Origin of the sequence: Microbacterium esteraromaticum (assembly GCF_900163815.1) — a bacterium.
Lineage (GTDB): Bacteria > Actinomycetota > Actinomycetes > Actinomycetales > Microbacteriaceae > Microbacterium > Microbacterium esteraromaticum_B.
Map to the genome: position 1 here is coordinate 138,451 of NZ_FUKO01000033.1, position 26,582 is coordinate 165,032.

The window sequence follows — 26,582 nt, forward strand, 5'->3', positions numbered from 1 at the left end:
TAGATCGAGGCTGTGCACTCCTGCCCCGAATCGAATCCGGGTTGAATCTCTTCCAGGTGCGCCGAGCGTGAGCTGCTGGAACCTGCGTCGGTCCGATACTTGTTCGACTGGCAATGCCGTCCGCACCCTGACAGAAACTGAGAAATGACGAACGTCGAGACGCTGACCGAGATCCTCCCGTACCAGGACGCCGCTCTTCCGATCCCTGAGCGGGTCGCCGACCTCCTCGGCCGGATGACCATCGAGGAGAAGGTCGGGCAGATGCTCCAGCTCGACGCGCGGGAGGACCTCGACGACCACGTGCTCGGCAAGCACGTCGGCTCCATCCTGCACACCGCTCCCGAGCGCATCGTGCGCGCGAACGAGCTCACCGCGCAGACCCGGTTGCGGATCCCGCTGCTGGTGGCCGAGGACTGCATCCACGGCCACTCGTTCTGGGAGGGCGCGACCATCTATCCGACGCAGCTCGGGATGGCGGCGTCGTGGGATGCGGACCTGCTGGAGCGTGTCGCCAGGGCGACCGCGGTCGAGGTGTCGGCCACCGGGGTGCACTGGACGTTCTCGCCGGTGCTGTGCATCGCTCGCGACCTGCGCTGGGGGCGCGTGAACGAGACGTTCGGCGAGGATCCGTTCCTCATCGGCGAGCTGGCTTCGGCGATGGTGCGCGGCTATCAGGGCAAGGGTCTCACCGATCCGACCGCGATCCTGGCGACGGCGAAGCACTTCGCCGGCTACTCCGAGACGCAGGGCGGCCGGGATGCCTCAGAGGCCGACATCTCGCGGCGGAAGCTCCGCTCCTGGTTCCTGCCGCCGTTCGAGCGGGTCGCGCGCGAGGGATGCCGCACGTTCATGCTCGGCTACCAGTCGATGGACGGGGTGCCGATCACGGTCAACGACTGGCTGCTCAGCGAGGTGCTGCGCGGCGAGTGGGGCTACACCGGCACTCTCATCACCGATTGGGACAACGTCGGCAGGATGGTGTGGGAGCAGAAGGTGCAGCCCGACCACACCCATGCTGCTGCGGCGGCCGTGAAGGCCGGCAACGACATGGTGATGACGACGCCCGGGTTCTTCGAGGGCGCGCTGGATGCCGTGCAGCGCGGCCTCCTCGACGAAGGCGCGTTCGACGCCGCTGTCGCCCGGATTCTCACCCTGAAGTTCGAGCTCGGCCTGTTCGAGGACCCGCGGCTGCCGAGCGCCGAGCTCGACACGCTTGTCGGAACCGCCGCGCACGCGGAACTCAACCTCGAGGCGGCCCGGCGTTCGATCGTGCTGCTGGAGAACGACGGAGTGCTGCCGCTGTCCGCGACTCATCCGACCAGGGTCACCGTGGTCGGCCCACTCGCGGATGACGCCCAGACGCAGCTCGGCGACTGGGCCGGCGGGTCAGGCCAGGCCGGCTGGCTCGACGGCCAGCCCCGCGAGATGATCACCACGATCCTGGACGGCATCCGCCAGGTGGCGGGCGGAGACTGGACGGTCACGCACGCGCAGGGTGCCGAGATCCTCACCCAGGCGCCGAACCCCGAGGGCAGTCACTTCCCGGACGGGCAGCCCCGACCGCCGGTCATCGTGGCCGCCGCGGCCGACGAGCAGCTCATCGCCGCGGCTGTGGCGGATGCCGAGCAGGCCGATGTCGTCGTCGCCGTCGTCGGCGACCGGATCGAACTCGTCGGCGAGGGCCGTTCGACCGCGACCCTCGAGCTCGTCGGAGGGCAGAACGCCCTGATCGACGCCCTGATCGCCACCGGCAAGCCGGTCGTGGTGGTGCTGCTCGCCTCGAAGCCGCTCGTGCTTCCGGCATCCGTCGACAAGGCCGCCGCGGTGATCTGGGCCGCCAACCCGGGCATGCAGGGCGGGCGCGCGCTGGCCGAGATCATCTCCGGCGCAGTGGAGCCGTCCGGCCGCCTGCCGATCTCGTTCGCGCGGCACGTCGGGCAGCAGCCCACGTACTACAACCAGCTCCGCGGCCAGCACGGCGACCGCTACGCCGACCTCACCCAGTCGCCGGCGTGGGCGTTCGGCGAGGGCCGCAGCTACACGACCGTGGAGTACGGCGACCTCGAGATCGAGGAGACGGCGCTCGCCGCATCCGACACGATCGTCGCGCACGTCACGGTCTTGAACACGGGCGCGCGCCCGGTGCGGGAGACCGTGCAGGTGTACGTGCGGGATGCCGTGACCTCGGTGAGCTGGACCGACAAGGAGCTCAAGGCCTATCAGCAGGTGCAGCTCGCGCCCGGCGAATCCGCGCGGGTGCGGCTGGAGCTGCCGGTCGCCGACTGCACGATCGTGGATGCTGCAGGGCACCGTGTCGTGGAGGCGGGGGAGTTCGAGCTGCTCGTCGGGCCGTCCTCGCGCGACGAGGTGTTGCTCGCGGCCCGGTTCGTCGTCGAGAGCTGAGTCGCGCACGCACAGCCCCTCCCGCGGCATCTGCCGTCGGAGGGGCTGTTCGCGTGCGCTGGCTCCCGTGACCGTCAGCGCGCCGAGAGTGAGGATGCGCTTTCGAGAGGAGATGGCAGTCCGGTCCAGAGGCACGTGAAACAATCCGCCCTCGTCCTTGCCAGACCCGCAGATCGCGACTTAGGCTAAAGCGTAAGAAAACCCCCCTTCACACTTCCTCACCAGAGAGAAAGATCACCTCAATGAAGAGCATCAGCAAGATCGCGGTCGCCGTGACCGCAGCCATCGCTGTCGGCGCACTGGCCGGCTGCACGTCCGACAGCCCCGCGGAAGGCGGCGAAGCCGAAGGTCCCCTGACGGTCTGGATCATGGGCGACTCCGGCGCGAACTTCGAAGAGCTCGTCGCCCCGTGGGCCGAGGAGTCCGGCACCGAGGTCGAGGTCGTCGCGGTCCCGTGGGACGGCATCGATGAGCGCCTCACCACCGCCGTCGCATCCGGCTCCGGCCCCGACGTGCTCCAGGTCGGCCTGTCCAAGCTCCGCACCTTCGCCGACGCCGGCGCGCTGATGCCGCTTGACGACCACCTGGAGGACCACCCCGGTCTCGCGCCCGAGAACTTCCCCGACGGCATCGCCGGCGACGCATCCGCAGTCGGCGGCGAGACCGTCAGCATCCCGTGGGTGAGCGACACCCGCGTGCTGTTCACCCGCACCGACATCCTCGCCGAGAACGGCATCGACTCGCCGCCCACCACCTGGGAGGACCTGCGCGCCGACGCCAAAACGCTCGCCGGCCGCGGCGACGGCCAGTACGGCTACTACATCCCGCAGTGGGACAGCCCGCTGCCCGTCTTCATGACGTGGTCGAACGGCGGCGACATCATCGACGCCGACGGCAACGTCGACTTCGACACCCCCGAGTTCGCGGCCGCCGTCGACACCTACACCGGGCTGTACGCGGACGGCAGCGTCCCGACGAACGCCGACTTCGACCAGGCGCAGGGCTTCATCTCCGGCGTCGCCCCGATGCTGATCAGCGGCCCGTACCTCGCGGCGACGATCGCCGGCTCCGCGCCCGAGCTCGAGGGGCAGTGGACCGTGTCGGCCGTGCCCGCCGGCTCCGATTCCGCCACCTCGGTGTTCGCCGGATCCAACCTCGCCGTCTGGCACAACACCGACCAGGTCGAGCAGTCCCTCGACCTCGTCGAGTACCTGTCCGAGCCCGCGACGCAGCTGGAGTGGTTCGACATCAACGGAGAACTGCCGGCGAACGTCGACGCGCTCGCCGACGAGACGCTGCTTGCGAACCCGCTCGTGCAGGTCTACTCCGAGCAGCTCGCCGACGCCCGCATCCTGCCGCTCGTGCCGAACTGGGACGGCGGCGTGGGCACCGACCTGCTCACCGCGCTCAACTCGATCGTGCTGACCGGCGCCGACCGCGATCAGGCGATCCAGACCCTCATCTCGCAGACCGAGGGCATCTCCGTCGACTGACGCACCCGCGTGGCGGTGGGGCCGCGGACCCGATCTCCGGCCCCACCGCCATTCCATACCCGAGAGGAGTCGCATGAGCATCGCAAGGATGTCTGCAAAGGCGACACCGTACGCGTTCATCGGCCCCGCACTGCTGCTGCTCGTCGCCTTCGGCGTGCTGCCGCTCCTGGTCGCCCTGGTGGTCAGCGTCACCGACATGGACATCTCCGGCCTCGCCGACCGGAGCAACATCGAGTTCGCCGGCATCGCGAACTACGAGCGACTCTTCGCCGACCCCGACTTCTGGCAGGCCTTCGGCAACACCGTCGTCTTCGCGGCGATCGGCGTACCGGCCGTCGTCATCGTCTCGCTCGCCGTCGCCCTGCTGCTCGCGCGCAGCAACAGCCGCTTCTTCCGCGCGCTGCGTTCCTTCTACTTCATCCCCGCGATCACCGGCATCGTCGCGATCGCCCTGGTCTGGGGGTATCTGTACAACACGCAGTTCGGCCTGTTCAACTGGCTGCTCTCGGTGGTCGGCGTGCCGCCGGTGCAGTGGCTCTCGGACCCGCTCCTCGCGAAGTTCTCGGTCGCCTTCGTCGCCATCTGGCGCGGCACCGGCCTGAACATCATCATCTTCCTCGCCGCGATCCAGGGCGTTCCGAAGGAGTATCGCGAAGCCGCCGCGCTCGATGGCGCCGGCTCCTGGCGCACCACCTGGTCGATCGTCATCCCGCTGCTGCGGTTCGCGATCCTGTTCGTGGCGATCACCACCATGATCGCGTGGATGCAGTTCTTCGACGAGCCGTTCGTGCTCACCGACGGCGGTCCGCTCGGGGCGACCACGTCGATGTCGATCTTCCTCTACAAGGAGGGCTTCCGGCTCAACCAGTTCGGCTACGCCAGCGCCGGTTCCGTCATCCTCTTCATCGTGATCGCGCTGATCACGGTCCTGCAGATGCGCTCGAGGAGAGATGATGTCGATTACTGAGACGCGCACGCCCGTGCAGGGCGAAGCCGCAGAACGGATGCCGCGGCCGCTGCAGCGCTCGCTGACGCCGCAGGCGCAGAGCCGTCGCACCTCCGGCCTGACGGTCCTCATCGGCGCCGTGCTCGCCGTCGGCGCACTCATCACCGCGTTCCCGTTCGCGTGGATGCTGCTCTCGTCGACCAAGCCACAGCGCGAGTCGATCGACTTCCCGCCGACGCTCCTTCCGCAGGCGCCCACGTTCGAGTACTACGTTCGCCTGTTCACCGAGCTGGACTTCGGCCGGTATCTGACGAACACCCTCATCGTCGTGCTCATCGGGATCGTCGGTCTGCTGTTCATGGCGATGGCCGGCTACGCCTTCGCGAAGTTCGAGTTCCGCGGCAAGGGCTGGATGTTCTTCCTGGTGCTGGCCACCATGATGATCCCCGTCCAGGTCACCATGATCCCGACGTACCTGATCCTCAACGGGATGAAGTTGACGAACACCCTGATCGGCATCGCCCTGCCGACGCTCGTCTCCGGTTTCGGCATCTTCCTGTTCCGGCAGTTCATGTCGACCATCCCCTCCGAGCTGCTGGAGGCGGCGCGTCTCGACGGGGCGAGCGAGGCCCGCATCTTCATGATGATCGTGCTGCCGATCTCCAAGCCGATCCTGGCCGTCCAGGCGGTGCTCGCCTTCATCGGCGGGTGGAACAGCTTCCTCTGGCCGCTCATCATTGCCAGCGATCAGAAGCTCTACACGCTCTCCGTCGGGCTCTCGCTGCTCAACCAGCAGATCGCCGTGAACCCGTCGCTGCAGATGGCAGCGGCATCCGTGATGGTCGTGCCCATCCTCATCGTCTTCATCATCTTCCAGCGCTACGTCGTGCAGGGCTTCGCCCTGTCCGGCCTCAAGTGACCTGGTCTCGACAATCACAAGGAGCAGCGTGACTCTCGCTCAGACCAGCCCGCGACGGACCTTTCCGATCAGGCCCGCCTCGTTCGACGGCTTCGTCCGCCGACAGGGCACCGAGCTCGTCGACGGCAGTGGCAGCATCCTGCTGCTGCGCGGCGTCGGGCTCGGCAACTGGATGCTGCCCGAGGGCTACATGTGGAAGTTCGGCGACGGCGCGGCATCACCCCGCGAGATCGAGGCGCTGTTCGTAGGGCTAGCTGGTCCGGAAGCGGCAGCCGGGTTCTGGCGCCGGTTCCGGGAGGAGTTCATCACCGAGCGCGACATCGCCGAGATCGCTGCGGCCGGTTTCGACCACGTGCGCCTGCCGATCAACGCCCGCATCATCCAGGACAGGAGCGGAGCGCCCATCGAGGCGGGCTACCGGCTCATCGACCGGCTCATCGAATGGTGCCGCGAACACCGGCTCCGGGTGCTGCTGGATCTGCACGGCGCTCCCGGCGGGCAGACCGGCACGAACATCGACGACTCCCCGAACAACAAGCCCGAGCTGTTCATGGTCAAGGAGTACCGCGAGCGGACCATCGAGGTCTGGCAGGAACTCGCCCGCCGCTACCGCGACGAGACCGTCGTGCTCGGCTACGACCTGCTCAACGAGCCGATCCCGAACGAGTGGCAGTACCGCTTCCAGGACGAACTCGTCGATCTCTACAAGGACCTCACGCGCAGCATCCGCGAGATCGATCAGAACCACCTGATCATGTACGAGGGCTCGCACTGGGCGACCAACTGGGCGCTGTTCACGGAGGTCTGGGACGAGAACTCCGCCCTGCAGTTCCACAAGTACTGGTCGCCGGCCGACGAGGCGAGCATCGCCGCGTTCCTGGAGACGCGGGAGCGGCTGCGGTTGCCGATCTACATGGGCGAGGGCGGCGAGCACAATCCGGAGTGGCTGTATGCCGCCTTCCGGCTGTACGAATCGCACGGCATCGGCTGGAACCTCTGGCCGTGGAAGAAGATCGACACCAGGACGTCTCCGGTATCCGTCGTCCCGCCGGCCGGCTGGGACGACGTCATCGCCGCCATCGACGGCGATCTGGTGGATGCCGCCGTCGCGCAACGCGTCCTCGACGACCTCGTCGACGCGATCGCCATCGACCGGTGCGAACGCCGCGACGACGTGCTCACCGCCGTGCTCGCCGACCGTCCGGCCGTGATCCCCGCCTGGGGATACGGGTTCCGCGGCGCAGGGGAGTCGTACGAGGCTTCCGGCTCCTCCTCGGTGCCCGGCCTGCGGGCGGCGGATGCCGTCGCCCTGCGGTTCGCGCACGACGGGGAGCACCCGGCCAACCCGTTCGAGTTCCGGCCGGGAACGCCATTCGCGCCCGATGAGCTCATCGTGGCGGATCTGGAACCGGGGGAATGGCTCGAGTTCGAGGTGTCCGACGAGACGGTCGCCGCCGACTACACCGCGATCGGCCCCGCCGGGAACGCGGTTCCCGCCCTCGTCGACCGCACCGCACGGGGCCTGCGGGTGATGGCGGTCGCCCCGCTCGCACTGGCCGGTCTCGTGCGCGAGGACAGCGGGCATCCGTTGGTAGCCTTGGCTGGTCATGGGCAAGGATGAGAGCGGTCCCTGGGCGGCACGGCGGTCGCCCACCATCCGCTCTCTGCGTGCGCAGAACCGCTCGGCGGCGCTCACGCATCTGATCACCGCCGGCCGCGCGACCAGGGCCGAGATCGCCGCCGCGGCAGGGCTGTCGTCCGCCTCGGCGACCAACATCACCGGTGACCTGATGGCCGAGGGCCTCATCGCGGAGACCGGCGTCCTCGCCTCCCAGGGCGGACGGCCCTCGTCGGTCCTCGAGCCGGTCGCCGACGGCGCCTACTTCATCGGCGCCGACGTCGGAGAGCGCGGCGTCGCCGTGGAGATGTTCGACCTCAGCATGACCAGGATCGACCGCGAGTTCCGCGGCGGTGACACCGAGGAATCGCCGGACGCCATCGGCCGCGATCTCACCGACGCCGTCGAAGCGCTGCGTCAGCGCAACGGTGGTCGCTGGTCGCGGGTCGTCGGAGTCGGACTGGGGCTCCCTGGCATCGTCGAGACGGACGCCGACGGCGGGCAGACGCTCTATGCCGAGAGCCTCGGCTGGGAGCCGGTCGCGGTGCGGCCCATGCTCGGACACGACCTCCCGCTCTTCGGGGAGAACGGCGCGAAGACCCTCGCGAAGGCGGAACGCTGGTTCGGCGCCGCCCGCGGCGTGGACCACGCGGTCGTCGCCCTCCTCGGGCGCGGCGTCGGCCTCGGCGTGATCTCGGGCGGCGAGCTCGTCAGAGGATCGGCCAGCGCGGCCACCGAATGGGGGCACGTCTGCCTCGACCGCAGCGGCCCGGTGTGCCGATGCGGCCGGCGCGGCTGCGTGGAGGCGTTCCTCGGCGCCCAGGGGATCCTGGACCGATGGGCGTCCGCGGGCGGCCGCTTCGAGGGAAGCGGCTGGAACGCGATGGGCGAGCTGCTCGACGCGACCGAGGCCGGAGACCCGATCGCGAGCGCGCTGCTCGATGAGACGATCGACGTGCTCGGCAGCGCCCTGGGCGGCCTGGTGAACCTGTTCAACCCGCAGCGCGTGATCATCGGCGGCTGGGTGGGCATGCGGCTGATGGAGCGGTTCTCATCGCGAATCGACGAGGCGATCCATCATGCGGCGCTGGCCAGGCCCGCCGGCCAGTTCGAACTGCGCAGCTGCACCTACGGCGGTGACGCCGTCGCACTGGGTGCGGCGATCATGCCGCTGGAATCGCTGATCGCCGCCCCTATCGAGGAGACGGTCTCGCGCGCCGCCCGGGTCGGCTGAGTTGGCAGCCCCCGCAGTGCTAGCTCTTTCCTCGCAGATCCTCAGTCGAGCCTCTCGTCGTCTGAACAGTCGCGGACCGGATGGGTTTCCCGCCAGGCTGATCACGCAGGAGCCCCGAGCGTCTCGGCTGAAGAGTGATCCTTCACCGGCGAGCCGCCACACGTCTTGCAGATCGAGGCTAAGCGGGCTTTACCGCAGCAGATGTCACGTCCAAAGCGGGAGCGGGGCACGACGTTCTTTCGATTGGTGGCGGGCTTCCCTTGCTCGGTGGGAGGTTCCTCTCTACTGTTGCGTTAGAAGATCTGCCCGGTCCGCCTCGATGGCGAGCTGCATCAGACGGAAGGTGTCGGCAGATCCGCCGCCGAGACCTTGCTCGGCGGCGACGTCGGAGGCGATGTCGCGTGGTGCGCGGAGGCGAGTTGTCCGTGCGGCGTATGCGGCGGTCTGCGGGATGTCCATGGGTACCACATACCCTGCGCTCAGAGAGACCCTCTCGGCCGCTTCGTCATCCTCCGGGCGTTCAGCGATGCTGGCGGGGTCGGATGGTGCGGTAGGTCCATTCGGTGGCACGATCACCGGTGTGAGATGGCCCGATGAGCCGGTAGGGTCCATGCTTTCGCGGGGGCATGAGTCCGGGGGCTCGGAGGTACTTCGCGTCGTTGCCGCTGAGCTGTGTCCAGCGCGTTCTCCCGAACTCCCATCCGTCGCCGTCGCGGTCCAGGACGATGTTGCCTGGCGCCGGTCGTGAGTCGCCGGAGAACTCCACGGGTTCCTGGGCGAGGTAGTGCTCCCGCTCCGCCGCGATCAGCTCCCACGAGATCGAAGGGTCAGACAGGCGGCGCTCTTCGCGCCATGCGCGATCTGATTCGTCATGTCTGGCGTACAACGGCGCCAGGTCAGGCAGCTCGGGCATTCTCCTGGTCTCCGTTCGGGCTCTTACGCTGGGACCCCGTCGCGGACGACGGGGAGGTAGCAGCCGGTGTCGATGTAGTGCTGCACGCTGGCGCTCGACGTGAGATCCGGCTGGTTGCGGCGGAGGACGTCGTCGAGGGTCATGCCCTCGATCTCCGGGCGAGTGCGCTTCGGTCCGAGCCGTTCCGTCGACCACTCGTTTCGGATGACGGGGTTGTCACGCGTATCGTCCTTCGAGGTCATGTAGTCGACGCTTCCGACGGACACGGTGTAGCCGCCCCAGAGGTTGCGGGACACCTTGCATCCGGTGAGGCGTGCGCCGGCGATCAGGTATGCGGTCATCTTGTCGGTCATGCTGACCACATACCCGGCGCCGTTGTGTTCGGTCAGAGTCCGAGGCGCTCCGCGAACTCGTCGGGGCTGATCGTCTCGACGCCGAGCTGTTCGGCCTTCGTGAGCTTCGAGCCGGCGCCTTCTCCCGCGACGAGAAGGGATGTGTTCTTCGACACGGAGCCGGAGGACTTCCCGCCGTTCTTCTCGATGAGCTCATTCATCTCGTTCCGCCCGTACGCCTCCAGCTTCGTGCCCTTGGTCGAGCCGGTGACGACGACCGTCATCCCAGCGAGCGGTGCGCCCGCGGACACGGCCTCATCAGCCGTGGAGGTGACTCCGAGCTCGATCAGCCGGCGGATGACCTGGCGGTTGTGCTGCACGCCGGAGTAGATCACCTCGGCGCGTCCGGCGGCGATGCCTTCGACCTGCTGGAGGTCTTCCGGCATGGCCTCCAGCAGCGCGTCGAGGGAGCGGAAGTGCGCAGCGAGTCGTCGCCCGAACGTGCGCCCCGTCTTGCGGATGCCGAGGGCAGTGATGACCCGGTTCAGGGGCTGCTCCTTGGCGGCCGCGATGTTCCAGTAGAGCTTCGACGCCCGGGTCTCCCCGAACACCCCGTCGCCGAACGGCAGCGACTCGAGCTGGTTGAAGGACACCTCGAACAGGTCAGCGAGGTCGGACACGAGGCCGGACTCGACCATCGCATCCGCAACCGACCGACCGAGCGTGTCGATGTCGAGCACGTCACGGGAAGCCGCATAGGTGATGAGGGCCGCGACGGAATCTGCCGGGTTGGTCGAGCGGAGGAACTTCCCGGCGTACTCGTACGGGAATCCGTCCGCGTCCTCCGTCGGCGGAACCCACGGGGTTGTGTCAGGACCGTTCGTCACGGACAGCACCTGCGGGATGATGTCGTTCGCCTTGTAGACGATCGCCTTCGAGCCGATCCGGATGTCCTTGTCGGCGATCAGATCGACGTTGTGCAGCGACGCGCGACTGATCGTGGAGCCGTCGACGAGAACGGGATCGAACACCGCAGTGAAGGAGAGGTTCCCAGTCCGGCCGACCTCCACGAGGATGTCGCGGATGGTGGTCTCCCCGGTCTGCGCTTCGTACTTGTAGGCCACGGCCCAACGAGGCGCACGGGACGTCTCGCCGAGCACGTTTCGCACCCGCGGTGACGTCGCCTTCAGGACCACGCCGTCGGTCGGGTAGTCGAAGGTGGCTCTGTCTGAGCCGAACAGGTCGATGGCTTCGAGAACCAGCGCGGGCGCCGCAGTGCCGGTCGCGTGCGCGCCACCTCCGTAGTTCAGAAGATCGTCAGCGAACAGGAACTGGCTCTCGGCGTCGGCAGGGATTCCGTCATGCTCGTAGGTGACGAACGTGAGCTGCACGTCGTATTCGAGCTTGTCGGCGCGGACGGTCCCGGCGGTCGCATTCCGCGGGTTCGCGAAGGAAGCCTTGCCAGCAGCGACGCGGTTGGCGTTGCTGGCAAGGAAGTCATCGTGGCTCATAAGCAGCTCACCGCGGACCTCGAAGGAGACTGGTGCGCTGGTCGGCAGGTAACGCGGAAGATGCGCGATCTCGATGTTGTCGCGGAGCACCCGGGCGGTGACGTCCTCGCCAGAGCGACCGTCACCACGCGTGACGACCTGGACGAGCTTGGCGTCCTCGTACCGGGCGCGGATCGCCATCCCGTCGAGCTTCGGCTGGACGGATACACGAGAGTCGGCGGCATCCGGTGCTGCCTCGGCGATGCGGGCGAGGAACTTCAGGATGTCGCTCTCGTCGGTCACCTTGTCGAGCGACAGCATCGGCGACGGGTGAGGCACGTCGGCAGCGACGGCGGAGCCCGCAGCAACCGCGGTGAACAGGCCATGGTCGACCTTCTCGTTGGGGTAGTCGACCTCGTGCTGCATGATCTCGGCCAGGAGCTGGTCGTACTCGGCGTCGGTCATCGTCGGCTCGTCGCCGTTGTAGTAGGCGAGCGCGGCCTCCTGAGCGCGGGCGATGGCGGCGGGATAGTCGAAGGTCATGGTTTCCATAGTGCCCACATACCCAGCCCGGGGCCGCGCGCAGCTCAGACCGTGAACGCACTCACTTCGCGTTGATGGGTGGGCGCCAGTGGTTGAGCAGCGCGGATTCGAGTGCGGCCGCACTGGCTGCGGACTCGGTTTCCACCCATGCGAGCTCGCAGCTGTGGATCCACGCTGTCACGACTCTCACCTGATCTGGCGTCATGGCTGACGGGCGCCGTCGGGTGTACGCGCGCTCAAGTCCGAGTTCCCGCACGGCGACCCACGAGCGTAGGGTGCTTCGGCTGAGATCAAGCGACGTTGCGAGATGCGTGGAGAGTCGAGACCGCAGGTTCGATGCCTTCCCGAGGTACACGCAGCCCCCTTCGCGGAACCAGGCATAGACACCCGGACCGCGGGGAATCTGGGCGGGGACAAGGGACCCCGCCAGGTGGCGGCTCTGTGACAGGACTGTCTTCCAGTCGTCGCTCGTCAGCGCTTCGCTCATCTCGACAATCTAGCGGCCAGCTCGTGAGCGGCACCTCAGATGATGGCCCGCCCCCGCCCGCGCATCACCGCCCAGAGCGACCGATATTGCCTTACTCACCCCAGCTATCGTGCGGGTGCGCCTACTCATGGCCGCCACATGCTCGGTCGAGCCGTGTGCTCATGGATCACGCCTCGAACTCCACGAGCCAGCGGAGGTTCACCTGCATCGGGTCCCAGACGACCGCCTCGTGGTTGCGGACGCCGCCCATTCCCGGGTTGACGTTGATCGAGTCGTAGGGTCTGCCGCTCTTGTTCTTCTCGGTCCTGGCTCGCCGCGGGATCGAGGAGTCGTACGCGGAACCGGTGGGCCGGTACTCCGATCCCATCGCTGTCTCGGTGAGGAACATGAACACGGACTGAGACTTCCCTCCGCCCCAGTAGCCGACCGAGTACCCGGCGCTCTTGCTGGCGGACCGGGAGAGGTAGATGCCGTCCCCGAACATGCGTCCGGCGATGTGAATGCCAGACCCGGTAGTCGGCGGGATGAACAGGCCCTTGGCGAGGATGGAGAGAACGTTGGCCGCGCCCGTGCCGTGCCAGAGGCGGCGCACGTTCCGCACACGCCTCGCGGTCTGGGCGATCTCGTCGCCATGACGACCATCCTCGAGGGCGTACATGCGGACGGGCTTGAGGGTCTTCGACCAGGCGTGCGCGTCCTGCTTCGTGTCGTTGTATCGATCGATCACCGCCCGGAAGTCGACATCCGTGGGATCGAGGACACGGACCCGATAGCGGAAAAGGTCAGCGGGCACGCGCCCGCTCTCATCAGCGGTGGCCTGCGAGGCGTCCGCGTACCGGACGGACGCCTCGAGGGAGTCCAGAAGCTCCGACTGTCTGCGCGCGCTCGTGTGAGCGTCGAGCCATCCTTCCGACCAGCCACGTCCAGCGGAGACCGGCACCGCCTGAGGGATCAGTCGCAGGTACTGTTCCGTGAGACGCCCACGGTCAGCGCCGCGAGTCATGCCGCTCATCTTGTCGAGGAGCGCTCGGGCATCCCGGATCGAACGGGCGCTGATCGCGCCGAGCGGCGTGGTGACCTGACCGGCCAGGTTAACGGAGATCAGGCCGCCGGAAGCTTCCAGCAACTGATGCTTGTTCACGGACACAAGCCGGTCGATGAGGTCAGCGAGAACAGGGTCGGCGCGGCCGCCGGTCAGCTGTGCGGTAGCCGCGCGCTTGAGCGTGGCCGATGGAGCAGCCTTGGTGGATGCCGTGGCGCCGATGACGTCGACGACGGTGTACCCACGACGCTTCTTCCGCGCGACGACGTCTTCGTAGGCGTAGCGCCCGCCCTTCTCGACCTTCGTCTGCCCGGTGGCCCCGACCCGCCCCCAGTTCTTCACGACCGTGCCGTCGTCGTGAAGTTCCGCGCGGTAGAACTTGTTGGCGTTCGCGCCCGAGTCGACGTTGATGAGGTAGGTCTCAGCGATCTTGGTGCCCATGCCCGCCACATACCCTGCGGCTGGCCCCACTCACTCCTCGGAGTTGCCGAGCATCTGCTGCCAGCAATCGGGGTGGATGCCCGAGATCAGCAGCTCCCGCGTCGCTGCATCGAGGTTGTCGAAGGCGAGCTGCGTCAGCGCGCCAGCCTGCCAGGACGCGAGCCGGTCAGCGTCGACGATCACGGTTGATCGGGAACCGCAGTTCATGCACGGCGGTGTGGTGACGGCGACCTGGGGGGCGGGAGAAGTGGTGTCCATGTGCGCCACATACCCGGTGCCGCGGGTGCCGGGCGGTCCGAGTTCACCATGTCGGGACCTGTCCGTACTCGCGCTTCATCTTCGCCCGTGCCTTCTCGTAGGCTTCGGCGCGCACGTCATCCGCCGGCTGAGATGTCTTCGCGGCGATCGCGTCGATGAGCATGTCCCGCCATCGCTGCTTGCCCGCGGCGAACTGCTCGTCGGGGACAGCCACGTGGCTGTCGATGATCGCATCCGTCAGTTCCCGGCGAGCCGACACCAGCGTCTTCACAACGCGGTACCCATCGGGCTCGCGCAGCTCACCTCCGTCTGGGAGCAGCGCCTTCTCGATTCGGGCAGCGTCCCGCTGAGCCTTCTCGCGTGCCCGTCGCTCACGAGCTCCCTGCTCGGCTTTCTCGTCCGGGGTCAGCATCGAGCTCGGCCGGCGGAGCACGTCGACCGGTGCCGACGGGTAGCAGACCGTGCAGACGCGCGACCCGGCGGCGGCGACGATCTCTCCCTCGTCCTGACCGGAGTACTCAGGCAGCCAGTGGAACCGGGTGCGCTTGCCGTCGCGGTTGCATGTGGAGCAGTCCATCGAGCGGTGAAGGTGACCACCGGTCACGAGGAACGCGCGGGGCCAGCCGCCGCGGGCCTGGAACTCGATCTCGAATGGGGCAGCCTCGCTGTGGATGGCGTCCAATGTGGCCTGCTCAATGTCGAGCTGGGTCCGGAGCATCGCGAGTCGCTCGGTGTCATCGTGGTAGCTGCGGCCCGCACGCTGACGCTGCAGGATCTTGGTGATCTGGGCGTCGATCATCTCGACCTTCGATCCCTGCTTCCACGCGCGCTCGAAGATGCCAGCGAGTGCTGTATCTACGTCGACGGGATCCGCGTCCGACAGGTCCGCCCCGGGGGTTGCGAGGGAGCCCTCAGGGTCGGTGCGGCCGTGTGCAGCGAACTGGCCGCCGCCGGCCCCCTTGCCGCGGTGGTGGTTTCCCTGTTCGTCGATGGTGATGCTCATGACCTGTATACGCACGGCGCGGCTCCGATGCTGGCGAGATCTCCATCCCAGCCCGGGCGCGGGAGCGTCCCGACGACCCGAGCTGGGGGCGTGTCGTCAGGCGGCCGCGGCCTCTGGCTGTGCGGCAGCGTCGATCAGCACGTCGATCTCGGCGAGGCGCGCGATTGCCTGCTGCAGTCGCGCCTCGTCCGGGAAGACGTCCGCTGCGGCGACGGCTCGTGACTCCTCTGCCGCGCGGGTGAGCTCGTCGGCGTTGCGCTCCCAATCGGCGATGCGCTGCTCGATGCTGTCGATGAGCGTGTCCGCCTCTCGAGCAATGGCAGCGGACAGGGCAACGGCTCCGCGCCGGATGAGCTTGCCTGACACCGGGATCGAGAACAGCGTGCGGTACCGGTAGTCGATGTCGACCGAGTGGAACTGCGAACCCTCGAACCTGGCGGTGATCTCGATGCCTCGGAACGGGGCCGTGGCACGTCGTGACCATGCCGGCTTGTCCTTGTCCAGCCAATCGCGCGCGGCGTTCTCGAGCATCTGGCGGTCTGTGTCTGACGCCGAAGGCGAGACCTGGGGGAGTGCGAGGGTCGCGGACTCTGCTCGGCGACGGAGGAGCCCCGCCCTCTCATCAAGCTGCTTTGCTGCCTGCTCGGCCTTCCGCGCCGACTGGAAGTGCACGGAGCGCATGAGCTGTAGCCGCTTCACCTCGGCGCGTGCCTTCCCCTGGTCCAGGAGCAGCGGGTTTCCGGAGGCGAGGGCCTTGATGGCGCCGTAGTCGACCGTGGCGGCGGAGACGTCCTCAATCTCACGGGCGGTCGAACCGGATGCCGTGAGCGCGTCGAAGGAGCGGCTCTTTCGCTCCAGTGCCTGCCAGATGAATGCGTCGAATGTCCCCTCGGTGACAACGCGAGTGACGGTGACGGTGCCCGAGAGGTTGCCGGGGCGGATCGCGCGCCCGTCTCGTTGCACCACGTCCGACGGCAGCCAGGGAGCATCCGCGTGCCACAGGTGCGTGAGCCGGGTCTGGACGTTCGTGCCCATGCCGACCTTGGAGGTGGACCCGACGAGAACCGACACGGAGCCATCCCGGCACGACGCGAACAACGCAGCGCGGGCCTTGTCCGTCCGGGCGTCGTGCACGAACCGCACCCGCTCGGCGGGGACACCCCGGTCGACGAGTGCTCGGCGGAGTCTTCCGTATGCGGCGGAGTCATCGGGCTTCGGTGTGCCCAGGTCCAGGAAGACGAGCTGCAGAGCACCGGGCGTCGGGTGACCGCCGAAGGTTCGGTCCGCGTTGTCGTGATGGGCTTCCGCGATCAGCTCCGCCAGCCGGTCCAGCTTCGAGGATCGCTCGGCGATGCCGACGAGCCGGGGGTCGAGGGCGACCTTCCGGCCGTCGTTGCAGACGAGGAGCATCGAGTCATCGACTTCCCCGCCGTTCGCTCCGGCGCGCTTTGCCGCGGTCTTGGAGCGGATCGCGTCCGCGCGTTCGGCGAGGTCACGGACGTACTCCCGCTGCAGGGGAGTGGGCGGGACCACGATGGTCTGCGAGACGCGGTCTGGGCGTACGACGTCGAGATCGTCCGGGTCGAGGATGTCAGCGACCTGGCCCAGCAGCCTCTTCAGCTCAGGGGCGTTCACGATCCCGACCGGCCGGCGCTGCATCCGGAATCCGCCGCCATCGGGTGCGACTTCGATGGATGTGTCGTACTTCACGAACTGGGAGACCCAGGCGTCGAACGCGCGGACGTCGAGTTCTTCGAGGAGGTCGGGCTGCAGGAACCGCTGCCACACCCACGTCTCGGCGAGCGTGTTCGACCATGGCGTGCCGGTCATGAGAGCGCAGACCGGTGCGCCGACCGGGCGGCGGTCAGCCAGTGTCTCGATCTTCACGAGCAGGTCGGTCGCTCGCTTCGAGGAGCCGGACGGCATCCCGTTGTCGCGGACGGTCGAACCGGTGTCCAGCCGTCGGGCAAGGTGAGCCTCGTCGTAGATGATGTAGTCGATGCCGAGCTGGTCGAACCAGATCGCGTCCCGGTCCGAGATCCCGTCTCGAAGCTTCGCAACGCGACCGTCAAGGGCTCGAATCGCGCGGGCGATGGCCTTGGGGCCCTTGTCCTTCCGCCCACCCTGAGCCGTTTGCATCGCCCATTCAAGGGCGAGCTTCTGGTCATCGAGCCACGACTTCTCAGCGTCCGGGTGCACCGGGATCATCGTGAAGGACGAGTGGGTCATGATCACCGCGTCCCACTCGCCGGTCGCGCATCGTGCCGCGAACAGGCGCCGGCTGTCTCGGGCGAGATCATCCTTCGACGCGATCAGGAACCGTCCTGTCGGGAACGTCTGCTGCGCCTCCCTTGAGATCTGATCCAGGAGGTGGTTGGGGACGACGATCACGGGCTTGCGTGCAAGCCCGAACTGCCGAAGCGTCCGGGCGATCATGACCGCCGACTTCGTCTTCCCGAACCCGACAGGGTGGCCGATCATGATGCGGGCGCTGCTGACAGCTCGCTCGACGATCGCACGCTGATGGGGCCAGGGGGTGACGTCGCCGCTGAGGCCAGGGAAGGTGAGGCCGACGCCGGTGTGCGTGCGACGGACGTGGCTGTTGAACCGTCGGTTGTAGTCCTCACAGATGCGGGTGCAGCGCGCCTCGTCCTCCCACACCCAGGTCGAGAACCGGTCACGGATGAGCTCCATCTTCTCGTTCGCGGCAGCCGACTTCTGCAGGTTCCGGACCTGTACGTACTGCCCCCGGTCCGGATTCCAGACGCGATCGGTGACCTCCGGGAGCCTGGCGTTCAGTGCGCATTCGACGAGGTAGGCCGGTGTGGTGTCCGGGGTCGCATACTGCGCCTGCGCCGCGGCGGAGGACGTCGCTTCGGAGACCTCCCAGACGCCGCGGGAGGTCTCGTGGTGCACGTCGGGCCAGGGCACTCCGAGAACTTCGCGGAGGAAGGAGCTGACGTCTTCGGTGGAGACCAGCGGAGAACCGAGGTTCACGGAGATCTCCAGAGGGCCGAGGTCCGCGGGGAGGACTTCCTCCAGCGCCGCGATGTCGCGTGCCGCCCGCTGATCGCCTGCATCCAGGCGCTGACGAGCATCGGCGAGCTTCTGCCGAACGTTCCCGGACAGGTACTCCGCTGCTGGGATCACCCGGCCGTCGACAACGTGAACCAGATCTCCCAGTGCGGTCAACGCCGAATCGGCCGAGTCGAGGGAGAGGAGCCCGGCGATTCGGTCCAGGTCAATGCTTCCGGTCTCGCCCAGGGAGATCGCGACTGCCTCCGCTGGAGTTTCGGTTCGTTCGACACGGCGCGGCGCCTGGTTCACGCGATAGCGGAGGATCGGGGCGGGGCCGGCGACGCCGGTCTCCTGATCGAACTCTTCCAGTGCCATCACGAGCGGGGCGTCCGGGTCCTTGCGGAAACCGCCCATTGCGGGCCGGCGCCAGGACAGAGCTGGCAGCCCGGTCTCCTCGTCGATCTTCCCCTCCACGAGGGTGCCCCTGTTGAGGTTCCCGAATCGGCGGACGTACGACTCGTACGCTTGGCGCGTACGCTGACGTAGCGGTGCGATCTGCTCATCGGGAGTGTGCACGTCGGATTCCTGCTCCAGCAGTAGCAGTGCGAGGTCCCGCAGTTCGATGAGGGCGCTGAGCTCCCGGTTCGCTCGGATGGGTGAGAGCTTCCCGCTCTCCACTCGGTGCAGTGTCCCGTCGACCATGTGGAACGAGCCCTCTTTGCGTCCCTCGGCGTCGACGAGTGGGATGTCGTCGACCGGGGCGGTCGGGTCGATTCGCGCGGACATCGGCGGAAGCTTCGTGGCGAGGGCATGAACGGCACGGGGGATGTCGATGGCCGGATCCTCGCTACGGACGACGAGGGGATTGCGGGTGAAGTTCGTCGAGCGCATCTCGCCGGCGACGTGTTCGGGGTTCGCCTCCCAGTAGCGGGAGACGACCGCGGGCTGGGCGACGTCTGCTCCTGGCCTCTCCGATTCCGTGATGACTGTGCGGCGGTCGACCTCCTTCGCCACTCGGTATCCGCGCCAGTCCAGCTCGTGTGTGACTTCGACGTCGGCGGGACCGTCGTAGGCAGGCAGGATCAGTGTCGGGTCGTTCCGTCGGATGACGACGATGTCCGTGACGACCTCAGTGCCGGATTCGGCGAATGCCCCGGACGGCAACCGGACGGCGCCGATGAACGCGGCATCCTCCACCGACCGGATCCGGGCGAGGAACCCTGTGGTGCTGTCGATGCTGTGCCGGCTGGTGACGAGGATGACGTATCCGCCTGGTCGCACTGCCTCGACAGCGCGTCGGAGGAAGTAGTTGTGGAGCACGTCGCTGGTCCCGGCAGCGTACACGCGGGCGGACGAGAAGGGCACGTTGCCGATCACCGCGTCGAAGTGCCCTTCGCGCAGCGGTGTGTTCTCGAGCTTCCCGACCAGCACTGTGGCGTTCGGGTTCAGCAGGGCGCAGATTCTCGCGGACGTCGGGTCGACCTCGACGCCGGTCCACTCGATGTCGAGGTCTGCGGGGGTCGCTGTCATGAACGCGCCCGCTCCGCACCCGGGCTCGAGTACGCGGCCTCCGGTGAAGCCGGTGGCCGAGAGCAGAGCGAACACGGCCGAGATGACCGGCCGGGGCGTGAAGAACGAGGTGTCCACCTGCTCTGCTGCGGCCCGAAGAGCTGCACCTGGGACGACGCCCTCCAGCTGGTCGGCGGTGTCCGCCCAGGTGCCCGCCGTGGGGTGCTGAGCGAACGCCGGCGCCAGAGCTCCCCATCCGGTGAACGCCTGCAAGGTGCGGCGCTCAGAATCGGTGACGACATGATCGTCGGGGAGGGTCCAAGCGAGGGAGACGGCGTTGATCTGGTCGTTGTGGGCCATGCCGAGCACATACCCGGCCAAGGTGGTCCCGGCGTCGGCTCACAGGCCTCGGGTGACCGCGGTCCGAAGCTGGGCGGCGTGGTCATCCCGCTGCAGGTGCATGAGAAGCCTGGCGCGGGCCTGCTTCTCCGTGCGACCGGTCGTCGAGAAGCCGCATCCGCGCTTCGGGCAGCTCTTCAGGATCTCGTTCATGACCGCCACATACCCGGTTACCGGTGTCGTGCTTGGGTGTATGCCGCGGCGTCGAGCAGTTCGATTCGTAGTCGCTGCGCCTGAGCGGCGGGGACGACGATCTCATGGTCCTCATCCAGGGCGATGACGATGTCTGCGCCGCCGTTGCGGGGGATGAGGGACTCGATGTCCTTGGCTACCCGGGCTGCATCCGCCGGGCTGATTCTGATCTCCGTCTGACCTGCGTGCAGGCGGAGTGCGACATATCCGGCCCGGGCATGGATCTCGTATGCGGTGTCCTGGCTCATCGGAGTGCTCCGATCCTTGTCTCGATGTCGGTGACGGCCCGCCGAAGACGAGCCAGGGCGAGTGCTGCGCCTTCCACTGCCATCGTCAGAGGCCGCAGTTCCTGAGCGATGGCATCGTCTTGTTGGGACGCCGGCATCCGCGCGATCTGATCGGCGACCGTCGACAGATGTGCGGTGAGGAACGTGCGCTCGACGGTCAGCCTCAGCAGCATCGCGCGTGCCTCAGCGAGGTCCATCTCTGGGGCAGCGAGGAGGCGACCGGCGAGGGCGATATCTTCGCGGGCCGTCGCGACGCGTTCAGCGGCATAGTCGACGAGAAGAGGATCGAGAGCGTTCATCGAACGTCGAGCGGGATCCGGGACCCTGCGGGGTCTACCGCGGGCCCGGGAACGACGAAGAGATCGGACCATGCGCTCTTCGCCTTCCTTCGTCGGTTCGTCGGCTGTGTCGGGTCCGACCAGATCTTGCGCAGCTCGTCGAGGACGTGCAGCCTCTGAGCCAGCGTGCAGTTCGAGTTCGTCAGGCGGACGCCGGCGTGGTCGGTCACGGCATCGACGCCTCTCGCTCCGCGATGAGCTCGAGGTGAACGGAGATCAGCCGGCCGACGACGTCTCGGAGGACCGCGGGGGCCTGCCATTCGGGGATCGACTCGGTGACGGACTGGATCCGCTCGAACAGTTCGTCCCGATCGCTGCAGTATCCGCTCCGGGCGGCGATCGTCTCCGCGATCGCCGCGAGCTCGTCTCCGAACGTCGACGTTTCGATGAATCCGACGGGGAGTGTGGTCTCCAGGACCGGATCCGGCATCTGCGTGGTGTTCATGACGGCCACATACCCGGCCCCGCGCGGTAACGGTACGGGGGTCCCCGTGCCCGTCAGTGAACAGAGTTGCCCAGAAATCCAGTCTGTACGGTGCGCCGCCTACTCCTGACCGGCGGAACGGGTGAACCGTTGGTGCCCGGTCAGAGTCGGTCTGACCGGGTTCAGGGCTACTCCCGACTGGGCAGAGCCGAAAATGTACAGAGAGAGATGAGAGTTAACGACTCGTCTAGAGAGCTACTACTACCTCTCGGGGAGAGCTCTTCGTTGATGGGCCGTAGAAATCGTGGCCCCGAGGTCTGTATGTATCCACCCGGGAAACGTCTGACCGTCTGTCCGGGGGAGTGGAGACCAGTTGAGAGTAGGGCAAACGCCGGACTGAGGGTGTCTGACTATGCCTGTACGGGGTCCCCAGGTGCGGCCGTGTTCGCAGGGGTGGACGGGTATGAGCGAGTTGGACACGCACCGGATCGAGGTGCCCGTCGAGAGCGACGGGGTCGTCTACGTCTTCGAGGGTCCTGACGCCGAAGACCGGCATCAGGACTGGGCGCTTACAGGTGCTGCGACATTCGACAGGATCGAGCCGCGGCAGTGACCGAGCGCGTGGGCTGTTCGCAGGGGTGGACGACATGAGCATCGAAGCAGGCACAGCGACGGCGGTCATCCTGGCTGATGGCACCGGGCGGTACGTCATCGACGGCGTGCCGGCGCAGGTCCGTGAAGGCGATCCGGACGCGGCGCGTCAGGTCATCGTCGATCGCGTGATCGAGCACGCTCGCCAACTGGGATCGCCGGTTCCGTTCCGGTCCACCGATCCAGACGGTACTTGGGAGCTCGTCGTGCAGCCGAACGGTGCGGTCGAGGTCGTCGAAGCCGCGACGGCACCTGAGCCCTCGAGGAAGGAGCCTGTCGCAGTGGCCACCTCCGCGCCGCAGGCGGAGAGCATCGCTCCGATCTACGAGCTCCCGGCCCGGGCACCGTTGCACGAGCGGCCGCCAGCACGAAGCACCTGGCGCCGGGAATCCGATGGTCAGCAAGTCCCACCGATCCCACGCGCTGCGCCCGCTCCCGTCGCCCCTGCACCTGTGGACTCTGCGACGACGACCCGCCGTGAACAGCGGACACGGCGGGAGTCGTTCATCGCCGCACCCCCTGTCCAGCCGCCGGCGGATGAAGGGCTGCGCGGGTTCCTCGCCCGGTTCGGAATCCGCCTGAAGCCATCGGAAGCGGAAACCGCAAGGCGGGTCGATCGGCAGTGCGTCTCGCAGCACTGGCCGGGTCCTCGCACCCTTGCCGTCGCGAACGGCAAGGGAGGCGCTGGAAAGACCCCAGTCTCGATCCTCCTCGCCGCTGTGTTCGCGAAGTGGGGCGGGGCTGGAATCGTCGCCTGGGACAACAACCAGTTCCGCGGGACCCTCGGCTGGCGTACCGCATCCGGTCCGCACGACGCGACGATCCTGGACCTGCTCCCGCAGGTGCCGTATCTGCTCTCCACGGAAGCGCGGTCAGCCGATCTCGCCCACTACGTCCATCATCAGCCCGACGACCAGTACGACATCCTTCGGTCCAAGCCCACGGACCTCGCCGACCGCCAGCGCGTGGAACCGCGAGATGTGGACCACATCCATCAGGTGCTCTCGAAGTACTACCGGATGATCATCATGGACAGCGGCAACGACGAGTCCGATCCGATGTGGCGACGCATGATCGACCTCACCGACCAGCTCGTCGTCCCGACGACCACGCGAGCAGACCACGCCGAGGCGGCAGCGCTCCTACTGGAGGCGCTCACGGACCAAGGAGGTGCGGCTGCGGAGCTCGCGGAGAACGCCGTCGTCGTCATCACGCAGGCCGACCCGCACGCGAAGGCCGCAGAGATCACGAAGATCAAGGAGGGGTTCGCAGGCATGGTCCGGGAGGTCGTCCACATCCCGTTCGATCCCGCGATCGTGAACGGCGTCCTGCGGTTCGACGCACTCCGGCCGGAGACCCAGCGAGCTTGCCTGGCGATGGGCGCCGCGGTGGCACGCGGGCTCTGACATGACGATCGAATGATCAGAGGGAACGTCGTGGGAAGACATCTGCCCGAAACGAAAGCCCGCCTGCAGGCTGAGTACCGAGAACGCAACCGTGACGCACTCCGGCAGAAGGGGCGCGAAGCGCGCCAACTTCTGAAAGACGAAGCCCTCAAACGCTACGGCGCGACCTGCGCGCACTGCGGATACGACAATCCTCTCGCGCTCTGCATCGACCACATCAACAACGATGGGGCAGCGGAACGTCGGGCACTCGGCGGACAGAGCGTCTCAGGCTGGAGGTTCTACCACTACCTGAAGAAGATGGGCTGGCCACCGGGGTATCAGACGCTTTGTGCGAACTGCAACCTCATCAAGCATCTCGAAACTCTGGTGCCGTAGCAGACGAGCGTTCGAGCGATGCCTTCCCCGCGGAGCGACTAACCGCCGTTCACGCTGGCGATGCCCTCACCTTCGCCAGGCCACTCGATGCAGTGGTCGATCGGATCAAGATGACCGCATTCGGGGCATACCCATCCCGCGGATGCCGGCCGCTTCAGTACCCCACATCGACTGCAGCGGGGTTCCTGGCCGCCGGCAACGAGCAGATCCTCGAGGTCGGCTGGTTCGTCAGTGCTCACCCTGCCATCGTAAGCACGCGGGTGACACGACAACACTTCGCCACTGCGCCACGGCGGTTCAGCGGAAGAGGGGCCAACCAATACACGGGGCATCGTCGGTCCAGATCCGGCTCGGGCCACGACGACAGGCGTGCCGGGCGTGCAGAACCCATGACTACCTTCGACGCCCAGGGCCGTGAACACCAGCGCAAAGGCCCAGGTGGTGGGCAGTTCACCGCCCGGCAACGCAGCGAGCCCTCCGGTGAGCTCGACGCGGACGACGACTCCGTGGAGGTTCGAGCGACTGACATCGCGGTGGGAGACAGGGTCCTCTTCAAGGGAGTTCCTGACGATGACGGCTGGCCGGACGTCGAAGCGGAAGTGCTCGAGGCGCGACCGGGGGTCAACTTTGACTTCATCCGCGTCGTCGACATCCGATTCAGGAATCCCGACGGCTCAATTTGGGAGCGGCAGTATCGGCGGTCGGCGATGCTTCGCAAAGCGACCGGCTCCGAGTAATCGCCCATGGTGTCCACTGCAGCACGCACACCTCGGGAGCGGGTCGTCCAGGTTCTAACGCTGGCGAGCGAACTGTGACGACCCAACACGAAGCTGTTCCCGCGTCCGATCCCCGGAGGTTCTACTCCTCCTCGGGGAGCGGATGGTCTTTTCGTCTGGATGGTCGAGGACGTCCAAGTCTCAGTGAGGAGGACGCCGGTTAGAGTCCGGGCGGGGGTCGCAAGCACCGAGACTGCCGGCGTGCGAGACGGCCGGTGATTCGGACAGAGCCAAATATGAGCGCGAAGCCATCTTTCTCGACCGAAGCCGGGCTCGAGAGGAGCGCCGCAGACCGGACAGCCGCGCTCCGGTGGCAGGCCGTGCTCGATGACGTCGGACGCGCTCGAATCATCCCGCGCTACGCACCGGGCCGGTATTCCGTCTCCGATAGGCTCCTCTCAGACTGCGGCATGAAGGGTTGAAACGCGTGACAAGAGAACCGTTGGCACCGGCGCTTCGCGCTATCCTGGCGCCCATTGACGCCGAAGGCGTCGAGACTGTCCGCGAACAGCTCGTGCTGTGGTTGATCCGATCGCGGTACGAAATCGGAGACGCGGACAGCTACGCCTCCATCCTGAGCGACCGTGAGCTCTTCCCTGGCACCGAAGTTGACGCCGTTCTCGTGACCACCCGTCGCGACATCATCACACCCGTCTACGTTCTCTTTGCGGAGGATGACTCCGAGCTCAGCCGCCGCGTGGCGGTTCTCGCCGATGCGTTGCGTGCAGAGACGGCTCCCGAGGCACGGCTTGCGAAGGCTAACTCCCAGCTCCGCTCCCTCTTCGAGCCCGCTACCGACCGTCGCATAACGGCGGATGTCTCAAGGCTCATCCTTGGCATCTGCCGCTCAAACGTGCGGGCGGCGGAGAAGAAGAAGATGCTTGCTTCTGCTTCTGGCATTGCGGACGTTGACATCATTGACGAGAACTTCATTGTGGCGCTTGCAGAAGCGGACACGAAGCCGACGGCGTCGATGCCTGAGGTGCTCATCGCGGTGGACCGCGATGCGATCCTCGGCTTGGGTGTCCCCGGGACCGAAGCTCTGATTGCACCTGTCCCCGCGTCTCAGGTGGCGGAGTGGCCGGGCATCGCAGACCGAACCCTGTTTGACTTGAACGTTCGCTTCGGCCTGGGGCTCAATCGCGTGCGTCGTTCGCTAGATGAGGCGTTGCAGGACACCGAGGCAGCAGAGCACTTCATCGCCTACCACAACGGCATCACCGCAGTCTGCTCGGACTTTGATGTGACGGACTCTGGAATCAGAATTGCTGGCCTTTCCGTAGTCAATGGCGCGCAGACCGTGGTCGCGATCAACGCGAATCGCGAGAAGCTCGCACCGGGACTCAGGGTTCTGTTCAAGCTGGTCAAAGCTGACCCCGACAGTGAGCTTGCGAAGAACATCGCCATCAGGAGCAACACACAGAACCCCGTCACCTCACGCAACCTTCGAGCGCTCGACGAGGTGCAGGCACGGCTACAAGCTGATCTCGGGAAGCTCGGTTATGTCTATACCAGGCGCCCGAGCGACCAGCCGGCTGCTGGGCAAGTCATCCGGAACGACGATGTCGCACAGTTGCTGTGCTCCATATACGTGCGGAAGCCCGCCATCGCGGTGAAGCGCCAGGTCCTCTTCGAGAACCCGACCTACAGCGAGATATTCCCCTCGGATATAGATGCCACCCGGGTCATCTTTGCGACCCTCATTCGCGAGGAGGTGGAGAATCACAAGTCGGAGGTGCCAGAGGAGTACCAGAAGGCATGGGCTCTCACCGCGCTCACCCTGGTCAACATGACATCTGAAGCGATGAGGGATGACCCGCGAGCAGCGCGGGCTCTGTCGGAGCCGGGCGATGCGATCAAGGACCCCCTGCAGGCTCAGGCTGATATCGCACCGTTCGTGCAAGCTGCATGCTCGGTGCTTCACAAGCGAGCGGCGACGCTCGCGGAGAAGCAACTGCCAGACGAGTTCAAGGTCGCCTTCAAACAGACGAGGACCCTCGGCGAACTCGCGCTGGAGACGTCAAAGGAGTACCGGAACGCACAGCGGAGCGCGAGCTCGTGAGCCTGAATGAACGACGTGCG

The 26,582-nt window shown here is 66.9% G+C and carries 25 protein-coding genes; 11 read left to right on the forward strand and 14 right to left on the reverse strand.

What is annotated here, in order from left to right; all coding sequences use genetic code 11:
- Nucleotides 1–144 precede the first annotated feature (144 nt).
- The 6 genes from FM104_RS12885 to FM104_RS12910 all read left to right on the forward strand — a co-directional run bounded on the left by FM104_RS12885 (nucleotide 145) and on the right by FM104_RS12910 (nucleotide 8,613).
- Entirely contained in the window at nucleotides 145–2,403 is a 2,259-nt protein-coding gene (locus FM104_RS12885) for an exo-beta-d-1,3/1,6-glucosidase (RefSeq protein ID WP_087132652.1), read from the forward strand.
- 242 nt (nucleotides 2,404–2,645) lie between these two features.
- The gene (locus FM104_RS12890) at nucleotides 2,646–3,896 is read left to right on the forward strand and encodes an extracellular solute-binding protein (RefSeq protein WP_087132653.1); all 1,251 of its coding nucleotides are present in this window, start codon (nucleotides 2,646–2,648) and stop codon (nucleotides 3,894–3,896) included.
- 73 nt (nucleotides 3,897–3,969) lie between these two features.
- Entirely contained in the window at nucleotides 3,970–4,863 is an 894-nt protein-coding gene (locus FM104_RS12895; protein WP_256971653.1) for a carbohydrate ABC transporter permease, read from the forward strand.
- On the forward strand, nucleotides 4,850–5,761 hold the full coding sequence (locus FM104_RS12900; RefSeq protein WP_087132654.1) for a carbohydrate ABC transporter permease: 912 nt from the start codon (nucleotides 4,850–4,852) through the stop codon (nucleotides 5,759–5,761). The genes FM104_RS12895 and FM104_RS12900 overlap by 14 nt, the downstream gene beginning before the upstream one ends.
- Before the next feature lie 28 nt (nucleotides 5,762–5,789).
- Complete coding sequence (locus tag FM104_RS12905) at nucleotides 5,790–7,382, forward strand: glycoside hydrolase family 5 protein (protein WP_256971654.1); 1,593 nt, start codon at nucleotides 5,790–5,792, stop codon at nucleotides 7,380–7,382.
- A complete protein-coding gene (locus FM104_RS12910) occupies nucleotides 7,369–8,613 on the forward strand; it encodes an ROK family protein (RefSeq protein WP_087132655.1) in 1,245 nt (414 codons plus the stop codon). Before FM104_RS12905 ends, FM104_RS12910 begins: the two co-directional genes overlap by 14 nt.
- Before the next feature lie 282 nt (nucleotides 8,614–8,895).
- Here FM104_RS12910 and FM104_RS16560 read toward each other — a convergent pair whose 3' ends face one another.
- The 14 genes from FM104_RS16560 to FM104_RS12970 all read right to left on the reverse strand — a co-directional run bounded on the left by FM104_RS16560 (nucleotide 8,896) and on the right by FM104_RS12970 (nucleotide 21,310).
- The gene (locus tag FM104_RS16560) at nucleotides 8,896–9,072 is read right to left on the reverse strand and encodes a hypothetical protein (protein ID WP_179206797.1); all 177 of its coding nucleotides are present in this window, start codon (nucleotides 9,070–9,072) and stop codon (nucleotides 8,896–8,898) included.
- Nucleotides 9,073–9,133: 61 nt separating this feature from the next.
- Nucleotides 9,134–9,526 (reverse strand): hypothetical protein, encoded by a 393-nt coding sequence (locus FM104_RS12915; RefSeq protein ID WP_087132656.1) that lies wholly within the window; start codon nucleotides 9,524–9,526, stop codon nucleotides 9,134–9,136.
- Nucleotides 9,527–9,549: 23 nt separating this feature from the next.
- The gene (locus FM104_RS12920; protein ID WP_143738400.1) at nucleotides 9,550–9,879 is read right to left on the reverse strand and encodes a hypothetical protein; all 330 of its coding nucleotides are present in this window, start codon (nucleotides 9,877–9,879) and stop codon (nucleotides 9,550–9,552) included.
- A 32-nt stretch (nucleotides 9,880–9,911) separates the two neighbouring features.
- Complete coding sequence (gene ligA, locus FM104_RS12925) at nucleotides 9,912–11,900, reverse strand: NAD-dependent DNA ligase LigA (protein ID WP_087132658.1); 1,989 nt, start codon at nucleotides 11,898–11,900, stop codon at nucleotides 9,912–9,914.
- Nucleotides 11,901–11,952: 52 nt separating this feature from the next.
- Nucleotides 11,953–12,378: a GIY-YIG nuclease family protein gene (locus FM104_RS16900; RefSeq protein ID WP_087132659.1), complete on the reverse strand. Its 426-nt coding sequence runs from the start codon at nucleotides 12,376–12,378 to the stop codon at nucleotides 11,953–11,955.
- A gap of 166 nt (nucleotides 12,379–12,544) precedes the next feature.
- Complete coding sequence (locus FM104_RS12935) at nucleotides 12,545–13,861, reverse strand: WGR domain-containing protein (RefSeq protein WP_087132660.1); 1,317 nt, start codon at nucleotides 13,859–13,861, stop codon at nucleotides 12,545–12,547.
- Nucleotides 13,862–13,891: 30 nt separating this feature from the next.
- Complete coding sequence (locus FM104_RS12940) at nucleotides 13,892–14,119, reverse strand: hypothetical protein (protein WP_087132661.1); 228 nt, start codon at nucleotides 14,117–14,119, stop codon at nucleotides 13,892–13,894.
- Between the two features lie 43 nt (nucleotides 14,120–14,162).
- Entirely contained in the window at nucleotides 14,163–15,122 is a 960-nt protein-coding gene (locus FM104_RS12945) for a hypothetical protein (RefSeq protein ID WP_087132662.1), read from the reverse strand.
- 96 nt (nucleotides 15,123–15,218) lie between these two features.
- Complete coding sequence (locus FM104_RS12950; RefSeq protein ID WP_087132721.1) at nucleotides 15,219–20,009, reverse strand: helicase-related protein; 4,791 nt, start codon at nucleotides 20,007–20,009, stop codon at nucleotides 15,219–15,221.
- 39 nt (nucleotides 20,010–20,048) lie between these two features.
- Nucleotides 20,049–20,201, reverse strand: a complete 153-nt coding sequence (locus tag FM104_RS16565) for a hypothetical protein (RefSeq protein WP_179206798.1) — start codon at nucleotides 20,199–20,201, stop codon at nucleotides 20,049–20,051.
- A 17-nt stretch (nucleotides 20,202–20,218) separates the two neighbouring features.
- A complete protein-coding gene (locus FM104_RS12955; protein WP_087132663.1) occupies nucleotides 20,219–20,488 on the reverse strand; it encodes a hypothetical protein in 270 nt (89 codons plus the stop codon).
- A complete protein-coding gene (locus FM104_RS12960; RefSeq protein ID WP_087132664.1) occupies nucleotides 20,485–20,826 on the reverse strand; it encodes a hypothetical protein in 342 nt (113 codons plus the stop codon). The genes FM104_RS12955 and FM104_RS12960 overlap by 4 nt, the downstream gene beginning before the upstream one ends.
- The gene (locus tag FM104_RS12965; protein ID WP_021200880.1) at nucleotides 20,823–21,035 is read right to left on the reverse strand and encodes a hypothetical protein; all 213 of its coding nucleotides are present in this window, start codon (nucleotides 21,033–21,035) and stop codon (nucleotides 20,823–20,825) included. Before FM104_RS12965 ends, FM104_RS12960 begins: the two co-directional genes overlap by 4 nt.
- Entirely contained in the window at nucleotides 21,032–21,310 is a 279-nt protein-coding gene (locus FM104_RS12970) for a hypothetical protein (protein ID WP_143738402.1), read from the reverse strand. The genes FM104_RS12965 and FM104_RS12970 overlap by 4 nt, the downstream gene beginning before the upstream one ends.
- Before the next feature lie 442 nt (nucleotides 21,311–21,752).
- Between FM104_RS12970 and FM104_RS16570 the strand changes: the two genes are divergently transcribed.
- From FM104_RS16570 to FM104_RS12995, 5 genes are all read left to right on the forward strand, one after another.
- Entirely contained in the window at nucleotides 21,753–21,902 is a 150-nt protein-coding gene (locus FM104_RS16570; protein WP_179206799.1) for a hypothetical protein, read from the forward strand.
- Between the two features lie 34 nt (nucleotides 21,903–21,936).
- Nucleotides 21,937–23,346: a hypothetical protein gene (locus FM104_RS12975; RefSeq protein ID WP_087132722.1), complete on the forward strand. Its 1,410-nt coding sequence runs from the start codon at nucleotides 21,937–21,939 to the stop codon at nucleotides 23,344–23,346.
- A 30-nt stretch (nucleotides 23,347–23,376) separates the two neighbouring features.
- A complete protein-coding gene (locus FM104_RS12980) occupies nucleotides 23,377–23,724 on the forward strand; it encodes a hypothetical protein (protein WP_143738404.1) in 348 nt (115 codons plus the stop codon).
- 389 nt (nucleotides 23,725–24,113) lie between these two features.
- Complete coding sequence (locus FM104_RS12985; RefSeq protein ID WP_087132667.1) at nucleotides 24,114–24,461, forward strand: hypothetical protein; 348 nt, start codon at nucleotides 24,114–24,116, stop codon at nucleotides 24,459–24,461.
- A gap of 466 nt (nucleotides 24,462–24,927) precedes the next feature.
- Nucleotides 24,928–26,562: an AIPR family protein gene (locus FM104_RS12995; protein ID WP_143738406.1), complete on the forward strand. Its 1,635-nt coding sequence runs from the start codon at nucleotides 24,928–24,930 to the stop codon at nucleotides 26,560–26,562.
- The last annotated feature ends 20 nt before the right edge of the window (nucleotides 26,563–26,582 follow it).